Annotated in this window: 17 protein-coding genes; 11 read left to right on the plus strand and 6 right to left on the minus strand. The window is 57.4% G+C overall.

What is annotated here, in order from left to right:
- The 3 genes from WFM46_RS04840 (at position 1) to katG (ending at position 5,847) form a co-directional block, all read left to right on the plus strand.
- Positions 1-2,433, plus strand: a complete 2,433-nt coding sequence (locus WFM46_RS04840; RefSeq protein WP_336997162.1) for a bifunctional aspartate kinase/homoserine dehydrogenase II — start codon at positions 1-3, stop codon at positions 2,431-2,433.
- Positions 2,434-2,640: 207 nt separating this feature from the next.
- The gene (gene metF, locus WFM46_RS04845; RefSeq protein WP_032615268.1) at positions 2,641-3,531 is read left to right on the plus strand and encodes a methylenetetrahydrofolate reductase; all 891 of its coding nucleotides are present in this window, start codon (positions 2,641-2,643) and stop codon (positions 3,529-3,531) included.
- Positions 3,532-3,675: 144 nt separating this feature from the next.
- Positions 3,676-5,847 carry a catalase/peroxidase HPI gene (gene katG, locus WFM46_RS04850; protein ID WP_103177497.1) on the plus strand — a complete coding sequence of 724 codons (2,172 nt, stop codon included), beginning with the start codon at positions 3,676-3,678 and terminating at the stop codon, positions 5,845-5,847.
- A 117-nt stretch (positions 5,848-5,964) separates the two neighbouring features.
- Here the strand turns inward: katG and gldA are convergent, their stop codons facing one another.
- The 3 genes from gldA to ptsP are packed head-to-tail and all read right to left on the minus strand — an operon-like array spanning position 5,965 to position 10,259.
- Entirely contained in the window at positions 5,965-7,068 is a 1,104-nt protein-coding gene (gldA, locus tag WFM46_RS04855; RefSeq protein ID WP_336997163.1) for a bifunctional L-1,2-propanediol dehydrogenase/glycerol dehydrogenase, read from the minus strand.
- 12 nt (positions 7,069-7,080) lie between these two features.
- Positions 7,081-7,743 (minus strand): fructose-6-phosphate aldolase, encoded by a 663-nt coding sequence (gene fsa / locus WFM46_RS04860; RefSeq protein WP_336997164.1) that lies wholly within the window; start codon positions 7,741-7,743, stop codon positions 7,081-7,083.
- A gap of 14 nt (positions 7,744-7,757) precedes the next feature.
- The gene (ptsP, locus tag WFM46_RS04865) at positions 7,758-10,259 is read right to left on the minus strand and encodes a phosphoenolpyruvate--protein phosphotransferase (protein ID WP_336997165.1); all 2,502 of its coding nucleotides are present in this window, start codon (positions 10,257-10,259) and stop codon (positions 7,758-7,760) included.
- A gap of 314 nt (positions 10,260-10,573) precedes the next feature.
- Here ptsP and WFM46_RS04870 point away from each other — a divergent pair, with 314 nt between their 5' ends.
- Genes WFM46_RS04870 through WFM46_RS04890 form a run of 5 tightly spaced genes read left to right on the plus strand, consistent with a single transcriptional unit; the run spans position 10,574 to position 15,537 of the window.
- The gene (locus tag WFM46_RS04870; protein WP_180210093.1) at positions 10,574-11,653 is read left to right on the plus strand and encodes a PTS fructose transporter subunit EIIC; all 1,080 of its coding nucleotides are present in this window, start codon (positions 10,574-10,576) and stop codon (positions 11,651-11,653) included.
- A gap of 14 nt (positions 11,654-11,667) precedes the next feature.
- Complete coding sequence (locus WFM46_RS04875) at positions 11,668-11,988, plus strand: PTS fructose-like transporter subunit IIB (protein ID WP_103177492.1); 321 nt, start codon at positions 11,668-11,670, stop codon at positions 11,986-11,988.
- A gap of 51 nt (positions 11,989-12,039) precedes the next feature.
- Entirely contained in the window at positions 12,040-14,337 is a 2,298-nt protein-coding gene (locus tag WFM46_RS04880; protein WP_336997166.1) for a formate C-acetyltransferase, read from the plus strand.
- Positions 14,303-15,178, plus strand: coding sequence for a [formate-C-acetyltransferase]-activating enzyme (locus WFM46_RS04885; RefSeq protein ID WP_336997167.1), 876 nt, complete (start codon positions 14,303-14,305; stop codon positions 15,176-15,178). Before WFM46_RS04880 ends, WFM46_RS04885 begins: the two co-directional genes overlap by 35 nt.
- Positions 15,179-15,189: 11 nt before the next feature.
- A complete protein-coding gene (locus tag WFM46_RS04890) occupies positions 15,190-15,537 on the plus strand; it encodes a PTS fructose-like transporter subunit IIB (RefSeq protein ID WP_442913445.1) in 348 nt (115 codons plus the stop codon).
- On the opposite strand, the gene WFM46_RS04895 is transcribed toward WFM46_RS04890, so the two are convergent.
- The 3 genes from WFM46_RS04895 to argE all read right to left on the minus strand — a co-directional run bounded on the left by WFM46_RS04895 (position 15,524) and on the right by argE (position 20,518).
- Complete coding sequence (locus WFM46_RS04895) at positions 15,524-16,372, minus strand: helix-turn-helix transcriptional regulator (protein ID WP_159340313.1); 849 nt, start codon at positions 16,370-16,372, stop codon at positions 15,524-15,526. The two genes, WFM46_RS04890 and WFM46_RS04895, sit on opposite strands and share 14 nt — an antisense overlap.
- A gap of 95 nt (positions 16,373-16,467) precedes the next feature.
- Positions 16,468-19,119, minus strand: a complete 2,652-nt coding sequence (gene ppc, locus WFM46_RS04900) for a phosphoenolpyruvate carboxylase (RefSeq protein WP_336997169.1) — start codon at positions 19,117-19,119, stop codon at positions 16,468-16,470.
- 247 nt (positions 19,120-19,366) lie between these two features.
- The gene (argE, locus tag WFM46_RS04905; RefSeq protein WP_336997170.1) at positions 19,367-20,518 is read right to left on the minus strand and encodes an acetylornithine deacetylase; all 1,152 of its coding nucleotides are present in this window, start codon (positions 20,516-20,518) and stop codon (positions 19,367-19,369) included.
- Positions 20,519-20,606: 88 nt separating this feature from the next.
- Between argE and argC the strand changes: the two genes are divergently transcribed.
- The 3 genes from argC to argH all read left to right on the plus strand — a co-directional run bounded on the left by argC (position 20,607) and on the right by argH (position 23,842).
- Entirely contained in the window at positions 20,607-21,611 is a 1,005-nt protein-coding gene (argC, locus tag WFM46_RS04910; RefSeq protein WP_336997171.1) for an N-acetyl-gamma-glutamyl-phosphate reductase, read from the plus strand.
- 6 nt (positions 21,612-21,617) lie between these two features.
- Positions 21,618-22,394, plus strand: coding sequence for an acetylglutamate kinase (gene argB / locus WFM46_RS04915; protein ID WP_103177484.1), 777 nt, complete (start codon positions 21,618-21,620; stop codon positions 22,392-22,394).
- Between the two features lie 74 nt (positions 22,395-22,468).
- On the plus strand, positions 22,469-23,842 hold the full coding sequence (gene argH / locus WFM46_RS04920; RefSeq protein WP_103177483.1) for an argininosuccinate lyase: 1,374 nt from the start codon (positions 22,469-22,471) through the stop codon (positions 23,840-23,842).
- The last annotated feature ends 148 nt before the right edge of the window (positions 23,843-23,990 follow it).

Below are 23,990 nucleotides of genomic sequence, written 5' to 3' on the forward strand. Positions count from 1 at the left end.
ATGAGTGTGATAGCGCAGGCAGGGGCGAAGGGTCGCCAGCTGCACAAGTTTGGTGGTAGTAGTCTTGCTGATGTGAAATGTTACCTGCGGGTCGCGGGGATCATGGCAGAGTATTCGATGCCGGGGGACATGATGGTTGTCTCTGCGGCGGGCAGCACCACCAACCAGTTGATTAGCTGGCTGAAGTTAAGCCAGACCGATCGTCTCTCTGCGCATCAGGTTCAACAAGCGTTACGCCGTTATCAGAGTGAATTGATCGCCGGGTTACTGCCTGCCGACGTGGCCGATGGCCTGATCAGCCACTTTATCCAGGATCTGGAGCGGCTGGCCGCGTTACTCGACAGCGGCGTGACCGATGCCGTTTACGCCGAGGTGGTGGGCCACGGTGAAGTGTGGTCTGCCCGTCTGATGGCGGCGGTTCTGCAACAGCAGGGGCTGGAGGCCGCATGGCTGGACGCGCGGGACTTCCTGCGCGCCGAACGGGGCGCTCAGCCGCAGGTTGATGAAGGCCTCTCTTATCCGCTGCTCCAGCAGCTGCTGGTGCAGCATCCAAATAAACGTATTGTCGTGACCGGCTTTATCAGCCGCAGCAACGCAGGTGAAACCGTGCTGCTGGGGCGTAACGGCTCCGACTACTCCGCAACGCAGATTGGTGCGCTGGCGGGCGTGTCGCGCGTCACCATCTGGAGCGACGTGGCGGGCGTCTATAGCGCCGATCCGCGTAAGGTTAAAGATGCCTGCCTGCTGCCGCTGCTGCGTCTCGATGAAGCCAGCGAGCTGGCCCGTCTGGCGGCCCCGGTTCTCCACGCCCGTACCCTGCAGCCGGTTTCCGGCAGCGATATCGATCTGCAGCTGCGCTGTAGCTATACGCCGGATCAGGGTTCCACCCGCATTGAGCGCGTGCTGGCTTCCGGCACGGGGGCGCGTATTGTCACCAGCCATGACGATATCTGCCTGATTGAGTTCCTCGTTCCCGCCGGCCACGATTTCAAACTGGCGCATAAAGAGATCGACCTGATCCTCAAGCGTGCCCAGGTGCGCCCGCTGGCCGTGGGGGTGCATACCGATCGTCACCTGCTGCAGTTCTGCTACACCGCCGAAGTGGCCGACAGCGCGCTGAAGATTCTGGATGAAGCGGGCCTGCCGGGCGAGCTTCGCCTGCGTCAGGGGCTGGCGCTGATTGCGATGGTGGGCGCGGGGGTCACCCGTAACCCGCTGCACTGCCACCGTTTCTGGCAGCAACTGAAAGGGCAGCCGGTTGAATTTACCTGGCAGTCCGAGGAGGGCATCAGCCTGGTGGCGGTCATGCGCACCGGACCAACGGAGAGTCTGATCCAGGGCCTGCACCAGTCGCTGTTCCGCGCCGAAAAACGCATCGGTCTGATGCTGTTTGGGAAAGGGAATATCGGTTCCCGCTGGCTGGAGCTGTTTGCCCGGGAGCAAACCACGCTGTCAGCGCGTACCGGTTTTGAATTTGTACTGGCGGGCGTGGTGGACAGCCGCCGCAGCCTGCTCAGTTATGAAGGGCTGGACGCCAGCCGTGCGCTGGCCTTCTTCAACGATGAAGCCATCGAACAGGATGAAGAGTCGCTCTTCCTGTGGATGCGCGCCCACCCCTATGATGATCTGGTGGTGTTGGATGTCACCGCCAGCGAGCAGTTGGCCGATCAGTATCTTGATTTCGCCAGCCACGGCTTCCACGTCATCAGCGCTAACAAACTGGCGGGCGCCAGCAATACCCGCAACTATCGTCAGATCCACGACGCCTTTGAAAAAACGGGCCGTCACTGGCTCTACAATGCCACCGTCGGCGCCGGCCTGCCGGTGAATCACACCGTGCGCGATCTGATCGATAGCGGCGACAGCATTCTGGCGATCAGCGGTATCTTCTCCGGGACGCTCTCCTGGCTGTTCCTGCAGTTTGATGGCACCGTGCCGTTCACCGACCTGGTGGATCAGGCGTGGCAGCAGGGGCTGACCGAGCCGGACCCCCGCGTTGACCTCTCCGGCAAAGACGTGATGCGTAAGCTGGTAATCCTGGCGCGTGAAGCGGGCTACGACATCGAGCCGAATCAGGTGCGCGTGGAGTCGCTGGTGCCGGCGGGCTGCGAAGAGGGGTCTGTGGATCACTTCTTCGAGAACGGTGAAGCGCTGAACGAGCAGATGCTGCAGCGTCTGGAAGCGGCGCGCGAAATGGGTCTGGTGCTGCGCTACGTGGCGCGTTTCGATGCCAACGGCAAGGCGCGCGTTGGGGTTGAGGCTGTCCGCCCGGAACATCCGCTGGCGGCGCTGCTGCCGTGCGATAATGTCTTCGCCATTGAGAGCCGCTGGTATCGCGATAACCCGCTGGTGATCCGTGGTCCAGGTGCGGGCCGCGACGTGACCGCCGGGGCGATCCAGTCCGATATCAACCGTCTGGCGCAGCTGCTGTAAAGCCCTATGCCCGGTGGCGCAACGCTTACCGGGCCTTCTTTTTTCCCATCCTGAACTTTTTTCAACTTCCCTGAGCATTCCTCACCGTCAATGGTGATATTTTCAGTTGACGCCAGTCCGCTTTTCCGTCATTTTTACATCTGGACGTCTAAACGTATAGAAGTTCGAAGCATAACAAACAACGACACGCGATTGATGAGGTAAGGTATGAGCTTTTTTCACGCCAACCAGCGGGAAGCCCTGAATCAGAGCCTGGCTGAAGTAAACGGCCAGATTAACGTCTCTTTTGAATTTTTCCCGCCGCGCACCAGTGAAATGGAGCAGACCCTGTGGGCCTCTATCGATCGCCTGAGCAGCCTGAAACCCAAATTTGTCTCCGTGACCTACGGCGCCAACTCCGGCGAGCGCGACCGCACGCACAGTATCATCAAGGGCATTAAGGATCGTACCGGTCTGGAGGCTGCCCCGCATCTGACCTGTATCGATGCCACCCGCGACGAGCTGCGCACCATCGCCCAGGATTACTGGAATAACGGTATCCGCCACATCGTGGCCCTGCGTGGCGACCTGCCGCCGGGCAGCGGTAAGCCGGACATGTATGCGACCGATCTGGTAGCGCTGCTGAAAGAGGTGGGCGATTTCGACATCTCCGTTGCGGCTTACCCGGAAGTGCACCCGGAAGCGAAAAGCGCCCAGGCGGACCTGCTCAACCTGAAACGCAAAGTGGATGCGGGTGCCAATCGCGCCATCACCCAGTTTTTCTTTGATGTTGAAAGCTATCTGCGTTTCCGTGACCGCTGCGTCTCTGCCGGCATCGACGTGGAAATTATCCCTGGCATCCTTCCGGTTTCTAACTTTAAGCAGGCCAAGAAATTTGCCGACATGACCAACGTGCGCATCCCGCACTGGATGGCGAAGATGTATGAAGGCCTGGACGATGACGCCGAAACCCGCAAGCTGGTGGGTGCCAGTATCGCCATGGATATGGTGAAGATTTTAAGCCGCGAAGGGGTGAAGGATTTCCATTTCTATACCCTCAACCGCGCCGAAATGAGCTACGCGATCTGCCACACGTTAGGGGTTCGCCCGGGTCTGTAAAGACCAGGCCCTCAGTAAGATGAGGGCTTTTTTATTTCAGCCGGATAACAACGGTATTAACTATCAAATCTGTGGATTGTTTCAATTATCTCTTGTTCCCGGTGGTGTATATCCTAACGATAAAATCATAGAGGGAGCAGAGCGATGAGTACGTCCGACGAGAACCAGAATTCAGGTAAGTGCCCTTTCCACCAGGGCAGTTATGACAAGAGTGCAGGTGCCGGCACCAACAGCCGGGACTGGTGGCCTAAACAACTTCGTATTGATCTTCTCAATCAGCATTCCGAACGTTCTAACCCGCTAGGCAAAGACTTCAACTACCGTAAAGAATTCAGCAAGCTGGATTACTCCGCTCTGAAAGGCGATCTGAAAGCGCTCCTGACCGATTCCCAACCGTGGTGGCCTGCAGACTGGGGAAGCTATGCCGGTCTGTTCATTCGCATGGCGTGGCACGGTGCGGGCACCTATCGCTCTGTCGACGGGCGTGGCGGCGCAGGCCGCGGTCAACAGCGTTTCTCTCCGCTTAACTCCTGGCCGGACAACGTCAGCCTCGATAAGGCGCGTCGTCTGCTGTGGCCGATCAAACAAAAATATGGCCAGAAAATCTCCTGGGCCGATCTGTTTATTCTTGCGGGCAACGTGGCGCTGGAGAACTCCGGCTTCAGAACCTTCGGCTTTGGCGCCGGACGCGAAGATGTCTGGGAGCCGGATCTGGACGTTAACTGGGGCGATGAGAAAGCCTGGCTGGAGCATCGTCACCCGGAAAGCCTGGCGAAAAGCGCCATTGGCGCCACCGAGATGGGGCTTATTTACGTTAACCCTGAAGGGCCAAACGCCAGCGGTGAACCGCTGTCGGCGGCGGCGGCTATCCGCGCCACCTTTGGCAACATGGGGATGAACGATGAAGAGACCGTCGCGCTGATCGCAGGCGGCCATACGCTGGGTAAAACCCACGGGGCAGGGGAAGCCAGCCATGTGGGTGTCGATCCGGAAGGCGGCCCGCTTGAGGCTCAGGGCCTGGGCTGGGCCAGCACCCACGGTACCGGTATTGGGGCAGACGCCATTACCTCCGGCCTGGAGGTGATCTGGTCCCAGACGCCGACCCAGTGGAGCAACTACTTCTTCGAAAATCTCTACAAATACGACTGGGTGCAAACCCGCAGTCCGGCTGGTGCTATCCAGTTCGAAGCGTCGAATGCGCCGGAAATTATGCCGGATCCTTTCGACCCGTCGAAAAAACGTAAACCGACCATGCTGGTGACCGACCTGACGCTGCGTTTCGATCCTGAGTTCGACAAAATTTCCCGTCGTTTCCTCAACGATCCGCAGGCCTTTAACGAAGCCTTCGCCCGGGCATGGTTCAAACTGACCCACCGTGATATGGGGCCGATTTCCCGTTATATCGGGCCGGAAGTACCGAAAGAAGAGCTAATTTGGCAGGATCCGCTGCCGCAGCCGTTCTTCCACCCGACCGCTGAAGATATCGAAAGCCTGAAGGCGGACATTGCGGCTTCCGGCCTGTCGGTCAGCGAGCTGGTGTCGGTGGCATGGGCGTCGGCTTCCACCTTCCGCGGTGGCGATAAGCGTGGCGGGGCCAACGGCGCACGTCTGGCGCTGGCACCGCAGCGTAGCTGGGATGTCAATGCCGTGGCCGCGCGCGTACTGCCGGTGCTGGAAGGGATCTATAAATCGGCGCATAAAGCATCGCTGGCGGACATCATCGTGCTGGCCGGTGTGGTGGGTGTTGAGCAGGCGGCGAAAGCGGCGGGCTTCAACATCACCGTACCTTTTACGCCAGGCCGCGTTGATGCGCGTCAGGATCAGACCGATATCGGCATGTTTACGCTGCTGCAGCCGGTTGCCGATGGTTTCCGTAACTACCGGGCGGCGATTGACGTCTCGACCACCGAATCGTTGCTGATTGATAAAGCGCAGCAGTTGACGCTGACGGCACCAGAGATGACGGTGTTGTTGGGTGGGCTGCGCGTGCTGGGCGCCAACTTTGATGGCGGTAAAAGCGGCGTCTTTACCGACCGTGTGGGCGTACTCAGCACTGACTTCTTCGTCAATCTGCTGGATATGGGCACACAGTGGAAAGCCACCGATGAATCCAGCGAGCTGTTCGAAGGGCGCGATCGTGTGAGCGGGGAAGTCAAATATCTGGCGAGCCGTGCTGACCTGGTGTTCGGTTCTAACTCCGTGCTGCGTGCCCTGGCGGAGGTTTACGCCAGCAGCGATGCCCACGAGAAGTTCGTGAACGACTTTGTCGCGGCATGGGTGAAAGTGATGAACCTCGACCGGTTCGATCTGCTGTAAACAGGAAAATCCCCGCTCCGGCGGGGATTTTTTTGCCCTTTGCCGGGTGGCGGCTGCGCCTTACCCGGCCTACGTATTTGTAGGCCCGTGCAAGCGCAGCGCCGCCGGGCAAGATGGCTACTCCCATTCCTGCATAAAACGCTGGCCGTACTGGTCGGCCACCAGCAAGGCGGCATACACCTGATCCGCCGTTGTCCCGCCCGGCATGTTATGGATGGTTTCATCTTTCGCACAGGCTGCTGTCGCCACCAGGCGCATTTTGGCGGGGATATCTTCGGTAATATCCAGCTGCGCCAGCGTGATGGGCAACCCTACGCTGTGGCAGAGTGCCGCGACGGTTTCAATCTCTTCAACCGGGGCATTCTCCAGCACCAGCTGGGTCAGCGTGCCAAACGCCACTTTCTCGCCGTGATAGTAATGATGGGCGTCCGGAATGGCGGTCAGGCCGTTATGAATGGCGTGGGCCGCTGCCAGGCCACCGCTTTCAAAACCGACGCCGCTCAGATAGGTGTTGGCTTCAATGACCCGCTCAAGGGCAGGAGTCACCACATGCTGCTCTGCCGCCAGCATCGCTTTTTCACCCTCTTCAATCAGGGTGTTGTAGCACAGTTCGGCCAGCGCCAGCGCGGCCTGGGTGCATTTACCTCCCGCCATGGTGGTGGCGCCGCTGCGTGAGCAGGCCCGGGCTTCAAACCAGGTTGCCAGCGCGTCGCCGATGCCGGCGGCCAGCAGACGTGCAGGCGCCCCTGCCACCACTTTGGTATCCACAATCACGATGTTCGGGTTATGCGGCAGCATCAGGTAGCGGTCAAACTCCCCGCTGTCGGTGTAGATAACAGAAAGCGCGCTGCAGGGTGCATCGGTAGAGGCAATGGTCGGGGCGATGGCGACCGGGACATCCATGAAATGCGCCAGTGCTTTAGCGGTATCCAGTGTTTTACCGCCGCCGATGCCGATGATTGCCTGGCAATCGGCGCTTTTCGCCAGCTTGCGCAGCCGGTCGATCTCGTTCTGCGAACATTCGCCGCCAAATGGCGCGATTTCTACGTACAGTTCCGCCTGTTTAAAGCTCTGGCGCAGCGTCTCTTCCGCAAAGCCCAGCACAAATTTATCGCCCACCACCAGCCAGCGCGCCGCCAGCGGTTTCAGGTAGTCGCCGAGGCGTGAGAGCACATCTGCACCCTGAATGTATTTGCCAGGTGATTGAATAATACGATCCATCCTATGTCTCCTTTACAGGTTGAGGCTACCAAACGCGTTTTTCCAGTCCTGCTCAAACTTGTCTATGGCTGACTCTACCGCTGGCGTATTGAGCATTTGTTGCGCTACATCAGTCGGCAGGGTGATCGCTTCACAACCGGCGAGCAGGCAATCCAGCGCCTGACGTGGCGTTTTGAAGCTGGCGGCCAGCACGCTGCTCTCTGGCGCATGCATTTCCAGCAAGCTTTGCAGCTCCTGTACCGTGCGGATCCCGTCGCCCCCCTGGGCATCCACGCGATTGACGTAGGGCGCGATGTATTTCGCCCCGGCTAACGCCGCCAGCAAACCTTGTGAGGCGCTGTAAACTGCGGTGCCGAGCGTAGTAATACCCTCTTTTTTAAGGACTTTAATCGCGGCCAGTCCTTCAGCGGTAACCGGAATTTTGACCACGATAGTGGGGATCGCTTTACGCAGGCGTCTGGCTTCGGCAACCATCCCTTCGGCGTCGCGGCTCATTGTCTGGGCGAACAGGATGCCCTGCGGGCCGATGACGTTCTGCAGGCGCGGCAGGACTTCCCAGAGCGGCTCACCGCTGGCGGCAATAATGCTCGGATTGGTGGTGACGCCAGCAATGGGGAAGATGCGGGCGAGGCGTTCAACGTCCGCCACGTTGGCGGTATCCAGATACAGTTCCATGACTCTTCCTCGTTTTACAGTTCTAATTCATGTTGCAGCAGGGTGGCAATAGCCTCTTCGGAGCTGGCGTTGACCAGCGCGTTGCGGAAATCAGCATGCATAATCCGGCGCGCCAGGCGCGAGAAGATGCGCATATGCTGGTCACCTGCGGCATGTTTATTGAGCGTGAGCATAATAATGAACTGCGCCTCTTCATCGCCCCACTTAACCGGGGCAGGTAGCCGGGCGACGCTGATGGTCGACTGTTCAATATGTTCAGATTTGCTGTGAGGGATGGCGAAGCTAAAGCCGAGGCCCGTAGAGAACACGGCTTCACGCGCCCAGAGATCGGCCTCCAGCTTGCGCGGATAGCGACAGCGACCGGCGAGAAGCAGATTATCCGTCATGCCTTTCAGCACCTCTTCTTTGCTGCGCCAGTCGTTATCCAGCGAAATACAGCCCGGGGTCACCAGCGGCGTGTCCTGTTGATTCATACGGAACTGCGCCAGCAGATGTTCAACTTCCAGCGAGGTGCGACAATTCATTGCCTGATTAAGCAACTGACGGCAGGCGCGGCTGTCCAGCTGAGCGAGACGCGCTTTGGTTGCCGGGATCGCGGGTGAACCCATGCTAATTTCATCCAGCCCCAGGCCGACCAGCAGTGGCAAGACTGAGCCTTTGGCGCCCAACTCGCCGCACAGGCCAATCCATTTTCCCTGGCGGTGGACTGCCTGCACGGCATAATCCAGCGCGCGCAAAAACGCAGGATTCAGGCTGTTGTAGTGACGGGTGACTTTGGCGTTATCGCGGTCCACCGCCAGCAGATATTGCGTCAGGTCGTTGCTGCCGATACTAAAGAAATCAATCTCTTCGCAGCACTGATCGATGATGAACATCACGGACGGCACCTCCAGCATGATGCCGAGCGGGATTTTTTCATCAAAGGGGATCTGTTCGCTGCGCAGCTGCTGTTTTGCTTCAGCGAGCTTCTCTTTGACCCACAGGATCTCTTCCATTGAGGAGATCATCGGGATCATGATCTTCAGCCTGCCGTGGGCTGATGCGCGGAGGATCGCCCGCAGTTGAGTCGTGAAGAGCGCGGCGTACTCTTCGTAAATACGTACCGCGCGATAGCCCAGGAATGGGTTGTTCTCCGCCGGGATGTTCAGGTACTCCACTGGTTTATCGCCACCGATATCCATCGTGCGCACGATGATGCTGCGCCCACCTGCGCTCTCCAGCGACTGGCAAAAAATGTTGTAAAGCTCGTTTTCACACGGCGCGCTGGCGCGGTCCATATAGAGCATTTCAGTGCGGAACAGACCGACCGCTTCTGCGCCGTTGCCAAAGGCTGTCTGGGCTTCCAGCGCATGCGCGATGTTGGCAGCCACCTCAATACGCAGGCCATCCGCGCTTCGCGCCTCCTGGTTCAGCCAGACGCTCTGCTGCTGACGCAGGGCTTGCTGAACATACGCTTCCTGCTGGTAATAACGCGCCACAGCTTCGCTGGCGTTCACCACCACCGCGCCGGCATTGCCGTCAATAAATACCGGCTGGTTGCGCCACTGGAGCAGGCTTTCGCTATCAACCCCCACCAGCGTCGGAATATTAAAGGAACGTGCAAGAATAACGGTGTGCGACGTGGTGCCGCCGCTTTTTAACAGCAACCCTTTCAGCAGCGTTTTATCAAGCTCGAGAAACTGGCCGGGAGTAAGATCGTCAGCCAGGCAAATACTCGGTTGCGTCAGCTGGCCCGGCACCGGGAAGCGCTGCTCGCCGTAGATGTGCTGCAACAGCTGATAGCAAACATCGCGTACATCCAGCACGCGCTCCTGAAGATAACTGCTGCTGGAGCGGGCAAACTCTGCGCAAAAATGGCTGGCGGTCTTAACCACGGCCTGCGCGCAGCTTAACCCTTCATTAATGCCTGCCAGAAGCTGCTGGCGCAGCGAGGCGTCCGTGGCCAGCGAGCGATGCGCCTCCAGAATGGCGCTGGCCGTACTGTCGTTATCCAGCATGCGCAGCTCAATGTTTTTAACCAGCAGCTTCAGGCCATTATCCAGCGCCGACTGTTCCTCTTCCTGGGTTCCGGCAGTGGGTAAATCGGTTAACGCATTGAGATCAAGGGAGGTCAGGAGCGTTAAGACCCCCTGGGCGCTACCGCTGCAAACCGCCAGCGCGCGAAACAACGTGGGATTAAGGCGCGTTAAGGATTCAGGGAGCGGGGAAAGTTCGGTATTGATGGCGGCAGCCAGCGGAGCATCGCAGTGAGGAAACTCTTCTTTAAACCACCTTTCAAGTTGCTGATGCGCATCCTGTTCATCCGCGCCAGTAATAAGCAGACGGCAAGCATCCCCTGCCAGCGTGTCGGTGCCAATCAGCGCCAGCGCGCTTTTCGCACTGCCTTTCCGGCCGCTACGCAGGTTGTGCCACACAATCTGTGACGTAAATGAATTACACAGCGTTTCAACATGACTTGCCGGCCGCGCATGAACGCCATTAGGCAAATCACAGGTAAATTCCACCACCAGAGCCATAACCACTCCTGAAATCACGAGTCATACATGGCAATCAGCATACGAGTGTGGTGAGGATGCGCGCTATGTGACATTTCTGCCAAAAACTGGACAAATGTAATGTCTCGCTGGAAGTGAGACTTTGTTCACAACACGCCTTTTATCTGGCGCGAGTCAGAAGGAGAAGAAATTAAGAGGCGGATCGCATTTTTCTTTCTATATTACAAAAATCCAGTAAATGGCGTTTTTATCCACTGTCTGTACCCCGCCGGATTGCCTATTGTTTGCCACAACATCGTTATGGATTTGGGCCAAACATAGCCCGGGAGCGACCTATGAAAGAACTGGTGCAGATTCTTAAAAACACGCGACAGCATCTTATGACAGGGGTATCGCATATGATCCCCTTTGTCGTGGCGGGCGGTATCTTGCTGGCGATATCCGTAATGCTCTACGGCAAGGGCGCGGTGCCGGATGCCGCGACCGATCCCAATCTGAAAAAACTGTTTGATATTGGTGTTGCCGGACTCACGCTGATGGTGCCATTCCTGGCCGCCTACATCGGTTATTCCATTGCTGAGCGTGCGGCGTTGGCGCCCTGCGCCATTGCGGCCTGGGTTGGCAACAGCTTCGGCGCCGGGTTCTTCGGGGCGATCATCGCCGGGATCCTGGGCGGTATCGTCGTCTATTACCTGAAAAAGCTGCCCGTAGCGAAAGTTCTGCGCTCCGTCATGCCCATCTTCATCATCCCCATCATCGGCACCTTTATTACTGCAGGCATCATGATGTGGGGGTTGGGTGAACCTGTTGGCGCGCTCACAACTGGCTTAACCCAGTGGCTGCAAGGTATGCAGCAGGGAAGCATCGTCGTACTGGCCGTGATCATGGGGCTGATGCTGGCCTTCGATATGGGTGGGCCCATCAACAAAGTTGCCTATGCCTTCATGCTGATTTGTGTGGCTCAGGGGGTTTATACCGTCGTGGCGATTGCCGCGGTTGGCATCTGTGTGCCGCCGCTGGGGCTGGGCCTGGCAACGCTGATTAACCGTAAAAATTTCAGCGGCGAAGAGCGTGAAGCCGGGAAAGCGGCTCTGGTGATGGGCTGTGTTGGCGTCACCGAAGGGGCGATTCCTTTTGCCGCCGCCGATCCCCTGCGGGTTATCCCCTCGATCATGCTGGGCTCCGTCTGTGGCGCCGTGACCGCGGCAATGCTTGGAGCGCAGTGTTACGCCGGATGGGGCGGCCTGATTGTGCTGCCCGTCGTGGAAGGCAAGCTGGGCTATATCGCTGCGATTGTGGTCGGTGCGGTGGTAACGGCAGTGAGCGTCAATGTGCTGAAGAGTCTGGCGCGTAAGAACACGACTCAGGTTGCGCAAAAAGATGACGACCTGGATCTGGATTTTGAAATTAACTGAGTGAGGAAGAGAGCATGACCCGAATTGTTGCAGTAACCGCATGTCCATCTGGCGTAGCGCATACCTACATGGCTGCGGAAGCGCTTGAAAGCGCGGCGAAAGCGAAAGGCTGGGAAGTCAAAGTCGAAACGCAGGGCTCGATTGGTCTGGAGAATGAGCTTACAGCCGAAGAGATCGCCGCGGCGGATATGGTCATTCTGACCAAAGACATCGGCATCAAATTTGAAGAGCGCTTCACTGGAAAAACCATCGTGCGCGTCAACATCAGCGACGCGGTAAAACGCGCCGAAGCGATCATGAACAAAATTGATGCGCATCTGGCGCAAACTGCCTGATCTCCACCCGCCCTGAGGGGCGGGAGTGTTTTCCTCTACCGGAGTGTCCTCATGACGAACCGTATCCAACGCCTGAAAGACGCGCTATTTGCTCACCCACGAGAAATTTCCCTCGAACGCGCAGTGCTTTACACCGCCAGTCATCAACAAACGGAAGGTGAACCGGTAATGATACGCCGGGCGAAAGCGACGGCGTATATTCTTGACCACGTAGAAATTGCGATTCGTGATGAGGAGTTGATTGCCGGTAACCGCACGGTGAAACCGCGCGCCGGGATTATGTCTCCGGAAATGGATCCCTACTGGCTGCTGAAAGAGCTGGATCAATTCCCCACCCGCCCTCAGGACCGTTTTGAAATCAGCGAGCAGGATAAGCAAACCTATCGCGAACAACTTTATCCCTACTGGGAAAAACGTTCGATGAAAGACTTCATCAACAGCCAGATGACGGATGAGGTAAAAGCCGCCGTTGGCACCCAAATATTCAGTATTAACCAGACGGATAAAGGCCAGGGCCATATTATCATCGACTATCCGCGCTTGTTGAATAACGGGTTGGGTGCCTTAGTGGCCCAGATGCGCGCGCACTGCGCGCAAGATCCACAAAACATCTTCTACCAGGCCGCTCTGCTGCTGCTTGAAGCCTCCCAACGCCACATTTTGCGTTATGCGTTGCTGGCGGATCAGATGGCGGCAAACTGCCCGGATGCCGCGCGTCGTCAGGAGCTACTGACCATCGCTGAGATCTCGCGGCATAACGCGCAGCATAAGCCGCAGACCTTCTGGCAGGCGTGTCAGCTGTTCTGGTATATGAACATTATTTTGCAGTATGAATCGAACGCCAGTTCGCTCTCCATTGGTCGCTTCGACCAATATATGCTGCCGTTCTACCAGGCTTCGCTCACCCAGGGCGAAGCCGCCGCGTTCCTCAAAGAGCTGCTGGAATCGCTCTGGGTAAAATGTAATGACGTGGTGCTGCTACGCTCCACCAGTAGCGCCCGCTATTTCGCCGGGTTTCCGACCGGTTATACCGCGCTGTTAGGCGGCCTGACCGAAAATGGCCGCAGCGCGGTGAACGCATTGTCATTCCTCTGTCTGGACGCCTACCAGAGCGTTCAGCTACCGCAACCCAATCTTGGCGTACGCGTCAACGAGCTGATCGACAGGCCCTTCCTGCTGAAAACGGCAGAGACTATCCGCCTCGGTACCGGCATCCCACAGATTTTTAACGATGAAGTGGTGGTGCCCGCATTCCTTAATCGTGGCGTGTCGCTGGAAGATGCCCGGGATTACGCCGTCGTTGGCTGCGTTGAGCTTTCTATACCGGGCAAAACTTACGGTCTACACGATATCGCCATGTTTAACCTGCTGAAAGTCATGGAAATCGCCATGCAGGAGAACGAAGGTAATGCCGGGTTGACCTATGAAGGATTGCTCGACGATATTCGCCACAAAATAAACCATTACATTGCCCTGATGGTTGAAGGGAGCAATATCTGCGATATCGGGCATCGGGACTGGGCGCCAGTGCCGCTGCTCTCCTCCTTTATCAGCGATTGCCTGGACAACGGAAAAGAGATCACCGACGGCGGCGCCCGCTATAACTTCTCTGGTGTGCAGGGCATTGGGATCGCCAACCTGAGCGACTCGCTACATGCATTAAAAGGGATGGTGTTTGAGCAGCAGCGCTTAAGTTTTGATGAGCTACTGGCACTATTGAAAGCCAATTTTGCCACTCCGGAAGGAGAAAAAATCCGGGCGCGTCTGATCAACCGCTTCGATAAATATGGCAATGATATCGACGACGTTGACAATATTAGTGCGGAACTGCTGCGCCATTATTGCAAAGAGGTCGAAAAATATCGCAATCCAAGAGGTGGGCAATTCACGCCGGGCTCTTATACGGTGTCGGCGCACGTCCCGCTAGGTGCCGTAGTGGGAGCTACGCCAGATGGTCGGCTGGCAGGGGAGCAGCTCGCGGATGGCGGTCTCTCACCGATGCTCGGTCAGGATATGCAGGGGCCTACGGCGGTGCTGAAATCCGTCAGTAAGCTGGATAATTATCTGCTCTCCAATGGCACTTTGCTCAACGTGAAATTTACTCCGGCGACGCTTGAAGGCGATGCCGGGCTGCAAAAGCTGGCCGATTTCCTGCGCGCGTTTACCCAGCTCAAATTGCAGCACGTTCAGTTCAACGTGGTGAATGGAGATACGCTGCGTGAAGCCCAGTTGCGCCCACAGGATTTTGCCGGGTTGGTGGTCAGGGTTGCCGGATACAGCGCCTTCTTTGTCGAGTTGTCGAAGGAGATCCAGGATGACATTATCCGCCGCACCGCGCATCAACTGTGAGGTCATTGAGACGCGCGCCCCTATGGCGCGCATCTTCAATATCCAGCGTTACTCCCTGAATGACGGGCGCGGTATTCGTACCGTGGTCTTCTTTAAAGGGTGCCCGCATACCTGTCCGTGGTGCGCCAACCCTGAATCGATGTCGCCAAAAATCGAAACCGTACGCCGGGAGAGCAAATGCCTGCATTGCGCGCCCTGTTTACGCGATGCCGATGAGTGCCCTTCGGGGGCGTTTGAGCGGATCGGCCGGGATGTGACGCTCGACGAGCTGGAACAGGAGGTGATGAAAGACGATGTTTTCTTTCGCGCTTCCGGCGGCGGCGTCACGCTGTCTGGCGGAGAAGTACTGATGCAGGCGCCTTTCGCCACAGAGTTTTTGCAACGTTTGCGCCGTTATGGCGTGCATACCGCAATCGAGACGGCGGGTGATGCGCCGTTGTCGCGTTTGCTGCCGCTGGCGCAACAGTGCGATGAAGTGCTGTTCGACCTGAAGATCATGGAACCAGAGCAGGCGCGGGCTATCGTGAATATGAATTTGCCCCGTGTGTTACAGAACTTGCGCAGCCTGGCGGCAGAAGGGGTCAATGTCATCCCCCGGGTTCCGCTTATTCCGGGCTACACACTGGACTCGGCCAACATCACGCGCGTGCTGGAATTTCTGATACCCTCAGGGATACGGCAGCTGCATTTACTGCCTTTTCATCAATATGGCGAACCAAAATACCGTCTGCTAGGGCAAACATGGTTAATGCGTGATGTGGCCGCGCCGGATGCGAATGAGATTGCCGCCATACGCCTGCTGGCAGAACGTGCAGGTTTTCAGGTAACCGTGGGAGGTTAACAATGTCAGTCATGACGGGAAGACAACTGGTGGCGGTAACAGCCTGCGTGAGCGGCGTGGCGCACACCTACATGGCCGCCGAGCGTCTGGAAAAACTTTGTCAGCAAGAGAACTGGGCTGTCCGTATCGAAACCCAGGGGGCGTTAGGGATTGAAAACGAGCTGACAGAAGAGGATATCCATCGTGCCGATCTGGTACTGTTAATCACCGATATTGAACTGGCGGGTAGCGAACGCTTTGAATATTGTCGTTATGTGAAATGTGGTATCAACGCCTTTCTGCGCGAGCCGCACAAGGTAATGAGCGCCGTGCGGAAGTTGTTAACCGCCCCTCAGCACACGCAGGTTAATCTGACTTAACGGCCTTACCGGTCAGCTGGCTATGATACTGGCGACGATACTCTGACGGGGAACGTTCCGTGTTCTTACGAAACAGCCGACAAAAATAGTTGCTGTCGACAAATCCGCAGGCGTGCGCCACCTCTTTCACTTTCAGATCATAGCCCTTAAGTAACTGACGTGCGTGTTCAAGACGGATATGCGTCAGGTATTCATTAAAGCCCACCGCACCGGTTTTTTGAAAAAGATGCGACAGGTAGTTGGGTGAGATATAAAACGCCTGGGCTACGGATTCCCGGGTAAGCGGCGAAGCGTAATTATCATCGATGTGGCTGCGAATAGCGTCGAACAGCGCCTGGCTGCGCGATGCCGTCTGGATCTGGCTGCCAAGCAGGTCGTTACAATGACTCAGCAGACTGGCGACGACCAGGCGCGCGGTCTGCTGCTCCTGCGGCTGCATCTGCATTTCGTGCAGCGTTTGCAGCAGAAAAGATCCTATACGTGGCCCGCGCCGGGCAACATGTTGTTTAGCCAGATTGCGGTGCATGACGCCATCCCATTGCAGGACGCTAAAACCGAGCTGCTGTTTGCCGAAGAGGATACTCAAGGTTGTCGCAGGCTGTTGCCAGTGAGGGAAATTCCATCCGCCCGCGGGTATATACAGGATGTCGTACTGCTGTAACGCCGGTGCGGCGCTCTCCTCAACGACGCCCTCCAGGATAATTTCAAGGCGTGGGAAATCAACCTGTAATGCAAGGGCAGGGGCCGGAGAAGGTGAGCTGGCAAAATGAACATGACCCAGCCGCACAGGGCTACCAATTAATTCTGCCAGTATGTGACTGATATCTGGCTGCATAATTTACCTTCTCCCGTTGCAACAAAGCCAAAACCTTACCTGTAAGCATAAAAAAAGGCCACACATAGTGTGGCCTGATTACATCAGGTTTACGCTTAGCCGGTGTTACGCATCCCCGCCGCAACGCCCGCGATGGTGACCATCAGCGCTTGTTCCACGCGCGGATCTGGCTCCTGACCCTCTTCTTCCGCTTTACGTGAACGGTACAGCAGCTCTGCCTGCAGAACGTTCAGCGGGTCGGTGTAGATGTTACGCAGCTGGATAGACTCCGCAATCCACGGCAGATCGGCCATCAGGTGGGAATCGTTGGCGATAGCCAGCACCACTTTGATGTCGCCTTCCAGCAGTTCGCGCAACTCTTTACCCAACTTCCACAGCTCCGGTTTCACCAGGCGCTGGTCGTAGTATTCCGCCAGCCACAGGTCGACTTTGGAGAAGACCATCTCCAGCATGCCCAGACGGGTAGAGAAGAACGGCCAGTCGCGGCACATGGTCTCCAGTTCGCTCTGCTTGCCATCGTCCACCACCTTTTGCAGCGCGGCACCGGCACCCAGCCAGGCCGGGAGCATCAGGCGGTTTTGCGTCCACGCGAAGATCCAGGGGATGGCACGCAGGGACTCTACGCCACCGGTCGGGCGACGCTTGGCCGGACGGGAGCCGAGCGGCAGTTTACCCAGCTCCTGCTCCGGTGTAGCCGAGCGGAAGTAAGGCACGAAATCTTTGTTTTCACGCACGTAGCCGCGGTACAGATCGCAGGAGATATCTGACAGCTCGTCCATAATATGGCACCAGGCTTCTTTCGGCTCCGGCGGCGGCAGCAGGTTGGCTTCCAGAATGGCGCTGGTGTAGAGCGACAGGCTGCTGATGGTCACTTCCGGCAGGCCGTACTTGAAGCGGATCATCTCGCCCTGTTCGGTCACACGCAGACCGCCTTTCAGGCTGCCCGGCGGCTGGGAAAGCAGCGCCGCATGCGCTGGCGCACCGCCACGACCGATAGAGCCGCCGCGACCGTGGAACAGGGTCAGTTCAATACCGGCTTTCTTGCAGGTCTTGATCAGTGCGTCCTGCGCCTGATACTGCGCCCAGGATGCTGCCATTACGCCCGCGTCTTTTGCGGAGTCGGAATAGCCAATCATCACCATCTGTTTGCCCTGAATAAAGCCGCGATACCAGTCGATATTCAGCAGCTGGGTCATCACGTCGTTAGCGTTGTTCAGGTCATCAAGGGTTTCGAACAGCGGTGCCACCGGCAGCGCATAGTCGATGCCCGCCTCTTTCAGCAGCAGATGAACACCCAGCACGTCGGATGGGGTCTTCGCCATGGAGATCACATAGGCGGCCACCGATCCTTTCGGCGCATCAACGATCGCTTTGCAGGTGTTGAGCACTTCGCGGGTTTCGTTGCTTGGCTCCCAGTTGCGCGGCAGCAGCGGACGTTTGGAGTTCAGCTCGCGGATCAGGAAGGCCTGTTTGTCAGCTTCAGACCAGCTTTCATAGTCGCCAATGCCAAGGTAGCGGGTCAGCTCGCCCAGCGCTTCGGTGTGACGGGTGCTCTCCTGACGCACGTCGATACGTACCAGCGGCACACCAAAACACTTCACGCGGCGCAGGGTGTCGAGCAGTTCGCCGTTGGCGATAATGCCCATACCGCAGGCCTGCAGCGATTTATAGCAGGCATACAGCGGATCCCAGAGCTGCTCGTTCTGGCTCAGCAGTCCTTCCGGCTTCGGCAGACGCTGGCCTTTCAGGCGGGCTTCCAGCCAGGCCTGCGTTGCCAGCAACTGGCCGCGCAGTTTTTTCATCAGATAACGGTACGGCTCGCTGGCACCCTCTTCGCCGGCCAGCTCGCGCAGTTCCGGCGTGGCTTCAACCATCGACAGCTCAGAGATAAGCACCTGAATATCTTTCAGGAACAGGTCGGTGGCTTTCCAGCGGCTCAGCAGCAGTACGTGGCGGGTGATGTCGGCAGTCACATTCGGGTTGCCGTCGCGGTCGCCGCCCATCCAGGAGGTGAAGCGTACCGGCACAAAATCCACCGGCAGGCGGTAGCCGAGGTTCTCTTCCAGCTGCTCGTTCAGCTCGCGCAGGTAGTTTGGCACCCCTTCCCACAGGCTGTTTTCCACCACCGCAAAGCCCCATTTGGCTTCGTCAACCGGGCTTGGGCGGTGCTTACGAATTTCATCGGTATGCCAGGACTGGGCAATCAGCTGGCGCAGACGGCGCATCAGCTGGTTACGTTCGTAATCAGCGATCTCTTTGTTATCCAGCTGCTTCAGGCAGTTATTCACTTCCACCATTTTGTGGATCAGGGTACGACGGGTGATCTCGGTCGGGTGGGCGGTGAGCACCAGCTCCAGCGACAGGGACTCGACGGCCTTTTTGATGGTGGCTTCGTTAAGATCGGGTTGGTCCTTGAGTTTTCTGAGCGTGCGGGCAATCACTTCCGGGTTGCTGGCCCCTTCGCCATTCGGCGAAATGCTGTGGTACTGCTCGGCGGTGTTTGCCAGGTTCAGGAACTGGCTGAAGGCTCGGGCAACAGGGAGCAGTTCGTCGTTGGAGAGGTTCTGCAGCGTGGTGAGCAGCTCCTGACGATTGGCTTCGTTACCCGCGCGGGAAGATTTGGACAGCTTACGGATTGTTTCAACGCGATCGAGAATGTTCTCGCCCAACGCATCCTTGATGGTATCTCCCAGCACCTTGCCGAGCATACTGACATTACTACGCAACGCGGAATATTGTTCGTTCATAAAAACCCAGTCACCCCATCATTTTTGTTTATGCCCGTAAAGCCATCTCGCGGACATTATTTTGTCATCTCCCTTTATAAAGCCACGTAAAACCCCCGTCGTCAATTGCTGCGAAAACGGTTCAGCAAACGAATAAATAGGGGCAATTTACGAAATTTAATTCGCTTTGCGTCAGATAAGAGATGCTTATGAGAATGTGACGAAGATCATGCGATTTTTCCCCTCTCGCGAAAGAGGGGAACAGTCATTAATGCCAGCAGAAGTGATGCACAACCTGAGCGATCAGTTCGCGGGTTGGCTTGATAAAGCGGGTTTCCAGGTACTCATCCGGCTGGTGGGCCTGGTTAATAGAGCCTGGGCCAAGCACCAGGGTCGGGCAGAGGGTCTGAATAAACGGCGCTTCGGTGCAGTAGTTCACCACGTCGGTTTTCTCGCCGAGCAGTTTTTCCACCACTTGCACCAACTGATGGTCCGGCGGGCACTCGTAACCCGGGATTGGCGGATGCAGCTCAGAGACCGTCAGGCGACCCGGCCAGCGCTCGCTCACCGGGGCCAACGCTTCGTTCAGCAAGCCGTCGAGGTCGCTCAGGGTCATGCCCGGCAGCGGGCGAATATCCATATGCAGTTCACAGCAGGCGCAGATACGGTTAGAGGCATCACCACCGTGCAGGCTGCCGAGGTTCAGCGTCGGGTAAGGGACCGTGAAGGCATCGTAGTGATACCGCTCCTTCAGGTCGTCGCGCAGCATCATGATGCGGCCAATGGCGTCGTGCATCAGTTCAATAGCGTTAACGCCGCGCGCCGGATCGCTGGAGTGGCCGGACTGGCCCAGCACGCGCACCGCCGTAGAGATATGGCCTTTATGCGCGCGAATCGGTTGCAGGGATGTCGGCTCGCCGATGATGGCGCAATCCGGGCGAATCGCCGTGTTTTCCGAGAAGTAGCGTGCCCCGGTCATGCTGGTCTCTTCGTCGGCGGTAGCCAGAATATAGAGCGGCTTTTTCAGTTTTGTCACGTCGACGTCACGCAGCGCGTCGAGGATAAAGGCGAAGAAGCCTTTCATGTCAGCAGTGCCCAGCCCGTAGAGCTTGTTGTCGTGCTCGGTCAGGGTGAAGGGATCGCGCGTCCAGCGTCCGTCATCAAACGGCACGGTGTCGGTATGCCCTGCCAGCAGCAGGCCGCCCGAACCCTGGCCAGTACTGGCGAGCAGGTTAAATTTGTTACGGGTTCCCGGCACCGGCTGAACCTCCACCTTAAACCCGAGATCGCTGAACCAGCCTGCCAGCAGATTGATTAAAGTCTCATTACTCTGATCCAGCGCTTCTTCCGTTGCGCTGATGGACGGCGTGGCAATCAGGGCGCGGTAGATCTCGATAAATGGCGGTAAATTCATTTTCATTGTTGACACACCTTAGGTCGTGATAGTATCAATATTCATGCAATAAATGTGAATAAAAATACATTAACGTTGAGCATAAAGGAACCCGATGTTGAATACGCTGATTGTAGGCGCTAGCGGTTATGCGGGCGCAGAGCTTGTAAGCTACGTGAATCGCCATCCTCATATGACCATAACCGCTTTGACTGTCTCAGCGCAAAGCAATGATGCAGGAAAGTTAATTTCCGATTTACATCCGCAGCTTAAAGGGATTGTCGATCTGCCATTGCAGCCAATGTCGGATATCAGCGAATTTACCGACGGCGTGGATGTGGTCTTTTTAGCCACCGCTCACGAAGTCAGCCACGACCTGGCGCCGCAGTTCCTGGCAGCGGGTTGCGTGGTGTTCGATCTCTCCGGTGCGTTCCGCGTGAACGACGCCGCGTTCTATGAAAAATACTACGGTTTCACCCATCAACACCCGGACCTGCTTGAACAGGCAGTCTACGGTCTGGCGGAGTGGAGCGCAGATAAACTGAAAGAAGCGAACCTGATTGCCGTACCGGGTTGCTACCCGACGGCGGCGCAGCTCTCCCTGAAGCCGTTGATCGACGCGGGTCTGCTGGATCTGAACCAGTGGCCAGTGATCAACGCCACCAGCGGCGTGAGCGGGGCAGGACGCAAAGCGGCTATCTCCAACAGCTTCTGTGAAGTGAGCCTGCAGCCGTATGGCGTGTTTAACCACCGCCACCACCCGGAAATTACTACCCATCTGGGCGCGGAGGTGATTTTCACGCCGCACCTGGGCAGTTTCCCGCGTGGGATCCTCGAAACTATCACCTGCCGCCTGAAGCCTGGCGTGACCAAAGAGCAGGTGAGCGGGGCCTTTACCCTGGCGTATGCGGATAAACCGCTGGTGCGTCTCTATGACAAAGGCGTGCCCGCGCTGAAAAATGTGGTCGGCCTGCCGTTCTGCGACATCGGTTTTGCCGTGCAGGGCGAGCACCTGATTGTGGTGGCCGCAGAAGATAACTTACTGAAAGGCGCTGCCGCCCAGGCAATGCAGTGCGCAAATATTCGTTTTGGCTATGCTGAAACGCAGTCTCTTATTTAAGGTGTGATGATGAACCCATTAATTATCAAGCTTGGTGGTGTACTGCTGGACAGCGAAGAAGCGCTGGAGCGTCTGTTTACCGCGCTGGTCAACTATCGCGAGTCACATCAACGCCCGCTGGTGATTGTTCACGGCGGCGGCTGTGTGGTCGATGAGTTAATGAAAGGCCTGAACCTGCCGGTGAAAAAGAAGAACGGCCTGCGCGTGACGCCTGCCGATCAGATCGACATCATTACCGGTGCGCTGGCGGGTACGGCAAACAAAACCCTGCTGGCTTGGGCGAAGAAACACCATATCGCCTCTGTCGGTCTCTACCTGGGCGATGGCGACAGCGTTAAGGTGACCCAGCTCGATGAAGAGCTTGGCCACGTTGGCCTGGCCCAGCCGGGTTCGCCAAAACTGATCAATACGCTGCTGGAAGGCGGTTTCCTGCCTGTCGTCAGCTCTATCGGTGTGACCGAAGAGGGGCAACTGATGAACGTCAACGCTGACCAGGCGGCAACCGCCCTGGCGGCAACGCTGGGCGCAGACCTGATCCTGCTCTCCGACGTGAGCGGCATTCTGGACGGCAAAGGCCAGCGCATTGCGGAGATGACCGCGGCAAAAGCCGAGCAGCTGATTGATCAGGGCATTATTACTGACGGCATGATTGTCAAAGTGAACGCCGCGCTGGATGCGGCGCGCACGTTGGGCCGTCCGGTGGATATCGCCTCCTGGCGTCACGCGGAGCAGCTTCCGGCGCTGTTTAACGGCACGCCGATTGGTACGCGTATTCTAGCGTAAGTTTTTAATGAATGACCGTAGGCCGGGTAAGCGCAGCGCCACCCGGCAGAACTAACGAATAAAGGAACGATGTTATGGCACTTTGGGGTGGGCGTTTTACACAGGCAGCGGATCAACGGTTCAAACAGTTCAACGACTCTTTGCGCTTCGACTACCGCCTGGCCGAACAGGATATCGTCGGCTCTGTGGCCTGGTCCAAAGCGCTGGTCACCGTTGGCGTGCTGACCGCAGACGAACAGCTGCAGCTGGAAGAGGCGCTGAACAATCTGCTGGAAGAGGTGCGTCTTAACCCGCAGCAAATCCTTGAAAGCGATGCCGAAGATATTCACAGCTGGGTGGAAGGCAAACTGATCGACAAAGTCGGCCAGTTGGGTAAAAAGTTGCACACTGGCCGTAGCCGTAACGACCAGGTCGCAACCGATCTGAAGCTGTGGTGTAAAGAGACCGTGGCGGAACTGCTGGCGGCTAACCGTCAGTTGCAGAGCGCGCTGGTGGAGACCGCGCAGAATAACCAGGATGCGGTGATGCCGGGGTATACCCACCTGCAGCGTGCGCAGCCTGTCACCTTTGCTCACTGGTCGTTGGCCTATGTCGAGATGCTGGCGCGCGATGAAAGCCGTCTGCAGGACACCTTAAAGCGTCTGGACGTGAGCCCGCTGGGCAGCGGCGCGCTGGCCGGCACCGCCTATGAAATCGACCGCGAACAGCTGGCGGGCTGGCTGGGCTTTGCCTCTGCGACCCGTAACAGCCTGGACAGTGTATCCGACCGTGACCACGTGCTGGAGCTGCTCTCCAACGCCTCTATCGGCATGGTCCATCTGTCGCGCTTCGCCGAAGATCTGATCTTCTTCAACTCCGGTGAAGCCGGATTTGTTGAGCTGTCTGATCGCGTGACCTCCGGCTCTTCCCTCATGCCGCAGAAGAAAAACCCGGATGCGCTGGAGCTGATCCGCGGTAAGTGTGGCCGTGTGCAGGGGGCGCTGACCGGGATGATGATGACCCTGAAAGGTCTGCCGCTGGCCTACAACAAAGATATGCAGGAAGACAAAGAAGGGCTGTTCGACGCGCTCGACACCTGGCTGGACTGTCTGCATATGGCGGCCCTGGTGCTGGACGGCATTCAGGTGAAACGCCCGCGCTGCCAGGAAGCGGCCCAGCAGGGCTATGCCAACTCCACCGAGCTGGCGGACTATCTTGTGGCGAAAGGCGTTCCGTTCCGTGAAGCGCACCATATTGTCGGTGAAGCGGTCGTGGAAGCGATTCGTCAGGGCAAAGCGCTGGAAGATCTCCCGCTTGCCGATCTGCAAAAATTCAGTAACGTGATTGGCGACGATGTCTACCCGATCCTGGCGTTGCAGTCTTGTCTGGACAAGCGTGCCGCAAAAGGCGGCGTGTCGCCGAAGCAGGTGGCGCAGGCCATTGCGGATGCGAAAACCCGTCTGGTGTGATGCCTGATATATCGGATGGCGGCTTCGCCTTATCCGACCTACAAACCAAAGCCTAACCCTGTGTTGGGCTTTTTTACGCAAAAAAAAGCGGACCACGGGGTCCGCAAAAGTTCACGTTGGCTTTAGTTGTGCGAGTTTTGAGAGAAAC

It is taken from the genome of Leclercia sp. M50, assembly GCF_037150775.1.
Classification (GTDB): Bacteria; Pseudomonadota; Gammaproteobacteria; order Enterobacterales; family Enterobacteriaceae; genus Enterobacter.

Excerpts from the sequence above, each read along its gene's own strand:
- WFM46_RS04840 (WP_336997162.1), top strand. The coding sequence starts at position 1 with ATGAGTGTGATAGCGCAGGCAGGGGCGAAGGGTCGCCAGCTGCACAAG.
- metF (WP_032615268.1), top strand. The coding sequence starts at position 2,641 with ATGAGCTTTTTTCACGCCAACCAGCGGGAAGCCCTGAATCAGAGCCTG.
- katG (WP_103177497.1), top strand. The coding sequence starts at position 3,676 with ATGAGTACGTCCGACGAGAACCAGAATTCAGGTAAGTGCCCTTTCCAC.
- gldA (WP_336997163.1), bottom strand. The coding sequence starts at position 7,068 with ATGGATCGTATTATTCAATCACCTGGCAAATACATTCAGGGTGCAGAT.
- fsa (WP_336997164.1), bottom strand. The coding sequence starts at position 7,743 with ATGGAACTGTATCTGGATACCGCCAACGTGGCGGACGTTGAACGCCTC.
- ptsP (WP_336997165.1), bottom strand. The coding sequence starts at position 10,259 with ATGGCTCTGGTGGTGGAATTTACCTGTGATTTGCCTAATGGCGTTCAT.
- WFM46_RS04870 (WP_180210093.1), top strand. The coding sequence starts at position 10,574 with ATGAAAGAACTGGTGCAGATTCTTAAAAACACGCGACAGCATCTTATG.
- WFM46_RS04875 (WP_103177492.1), top strand. The coding sequence starts at position 11,668 with ATGACCCGAATTGTTGCAGTAACCGCATGTCCATCTGGCGTAGCGCAT.
- WFM46_RS04880 (WP_336997166.1), top strand. The coding sequence starts at position 12,040 with ATGACGAACCGTATCCAACGCCTGAAAGACGCGCTATTTGCTCACCCA.
- WFM46_RS04885 (WP_336997167.1), top strand. The coding sequence starts at position 14,303 with ATGACATTATCCGCCGCACCGCGCATCAACTGTGAGGTCATTGAGACG.
- WFM46_RS04890 (WP_442913445.1), top strand. The coding sequence starts at position 15,190 with ATGACGGGAAGACAACTGGTGGCGGTAACAGCCTGCGTGAGCGGCGTG.
- WFM46_RS04895 (WP_159340313.1), bottom strand. The coding sequence starts at position 16,372 with ATGCAGCCAGATATCAGTCACATACTGGCAGAATTAATTGGTAGCCCT.
- ppc (WP_336997169.1), bottom strand. The coding sequence starts at position 19,119 with ATGAACGAACAATATTCCGCGTTGCGTAGTAATGTCAGTATGCTCGGC.
- argE (WP_336997170.1), bottom strand. The coding sequence starts at position 20,518 with ATGAAAATGAATTTACCGCCATTTATCGAGATCTACCGCGCCCTGATT.
- argC (WP_336997171.1), top strand. The coding sequence starts at position 20,607 with ATGTTGAATACGCTGATTGTAGGCGCTAGCGGTTATGCGGGCGCAGAG.
- argB (WP_103177484.1), top strand. The coding sequence starts at position 21,618 with ATGATGAACCCATTAATTATCAAGCTTGGTGGTGTACTGCTGGACAGC.
- argH (WP_103177483.1), top strand. The coding sequence starts at position 22,469 with ATGGCACTTTGGGGTGGGCGTTTTACACAGGCAGCGGATCAACGGTTC.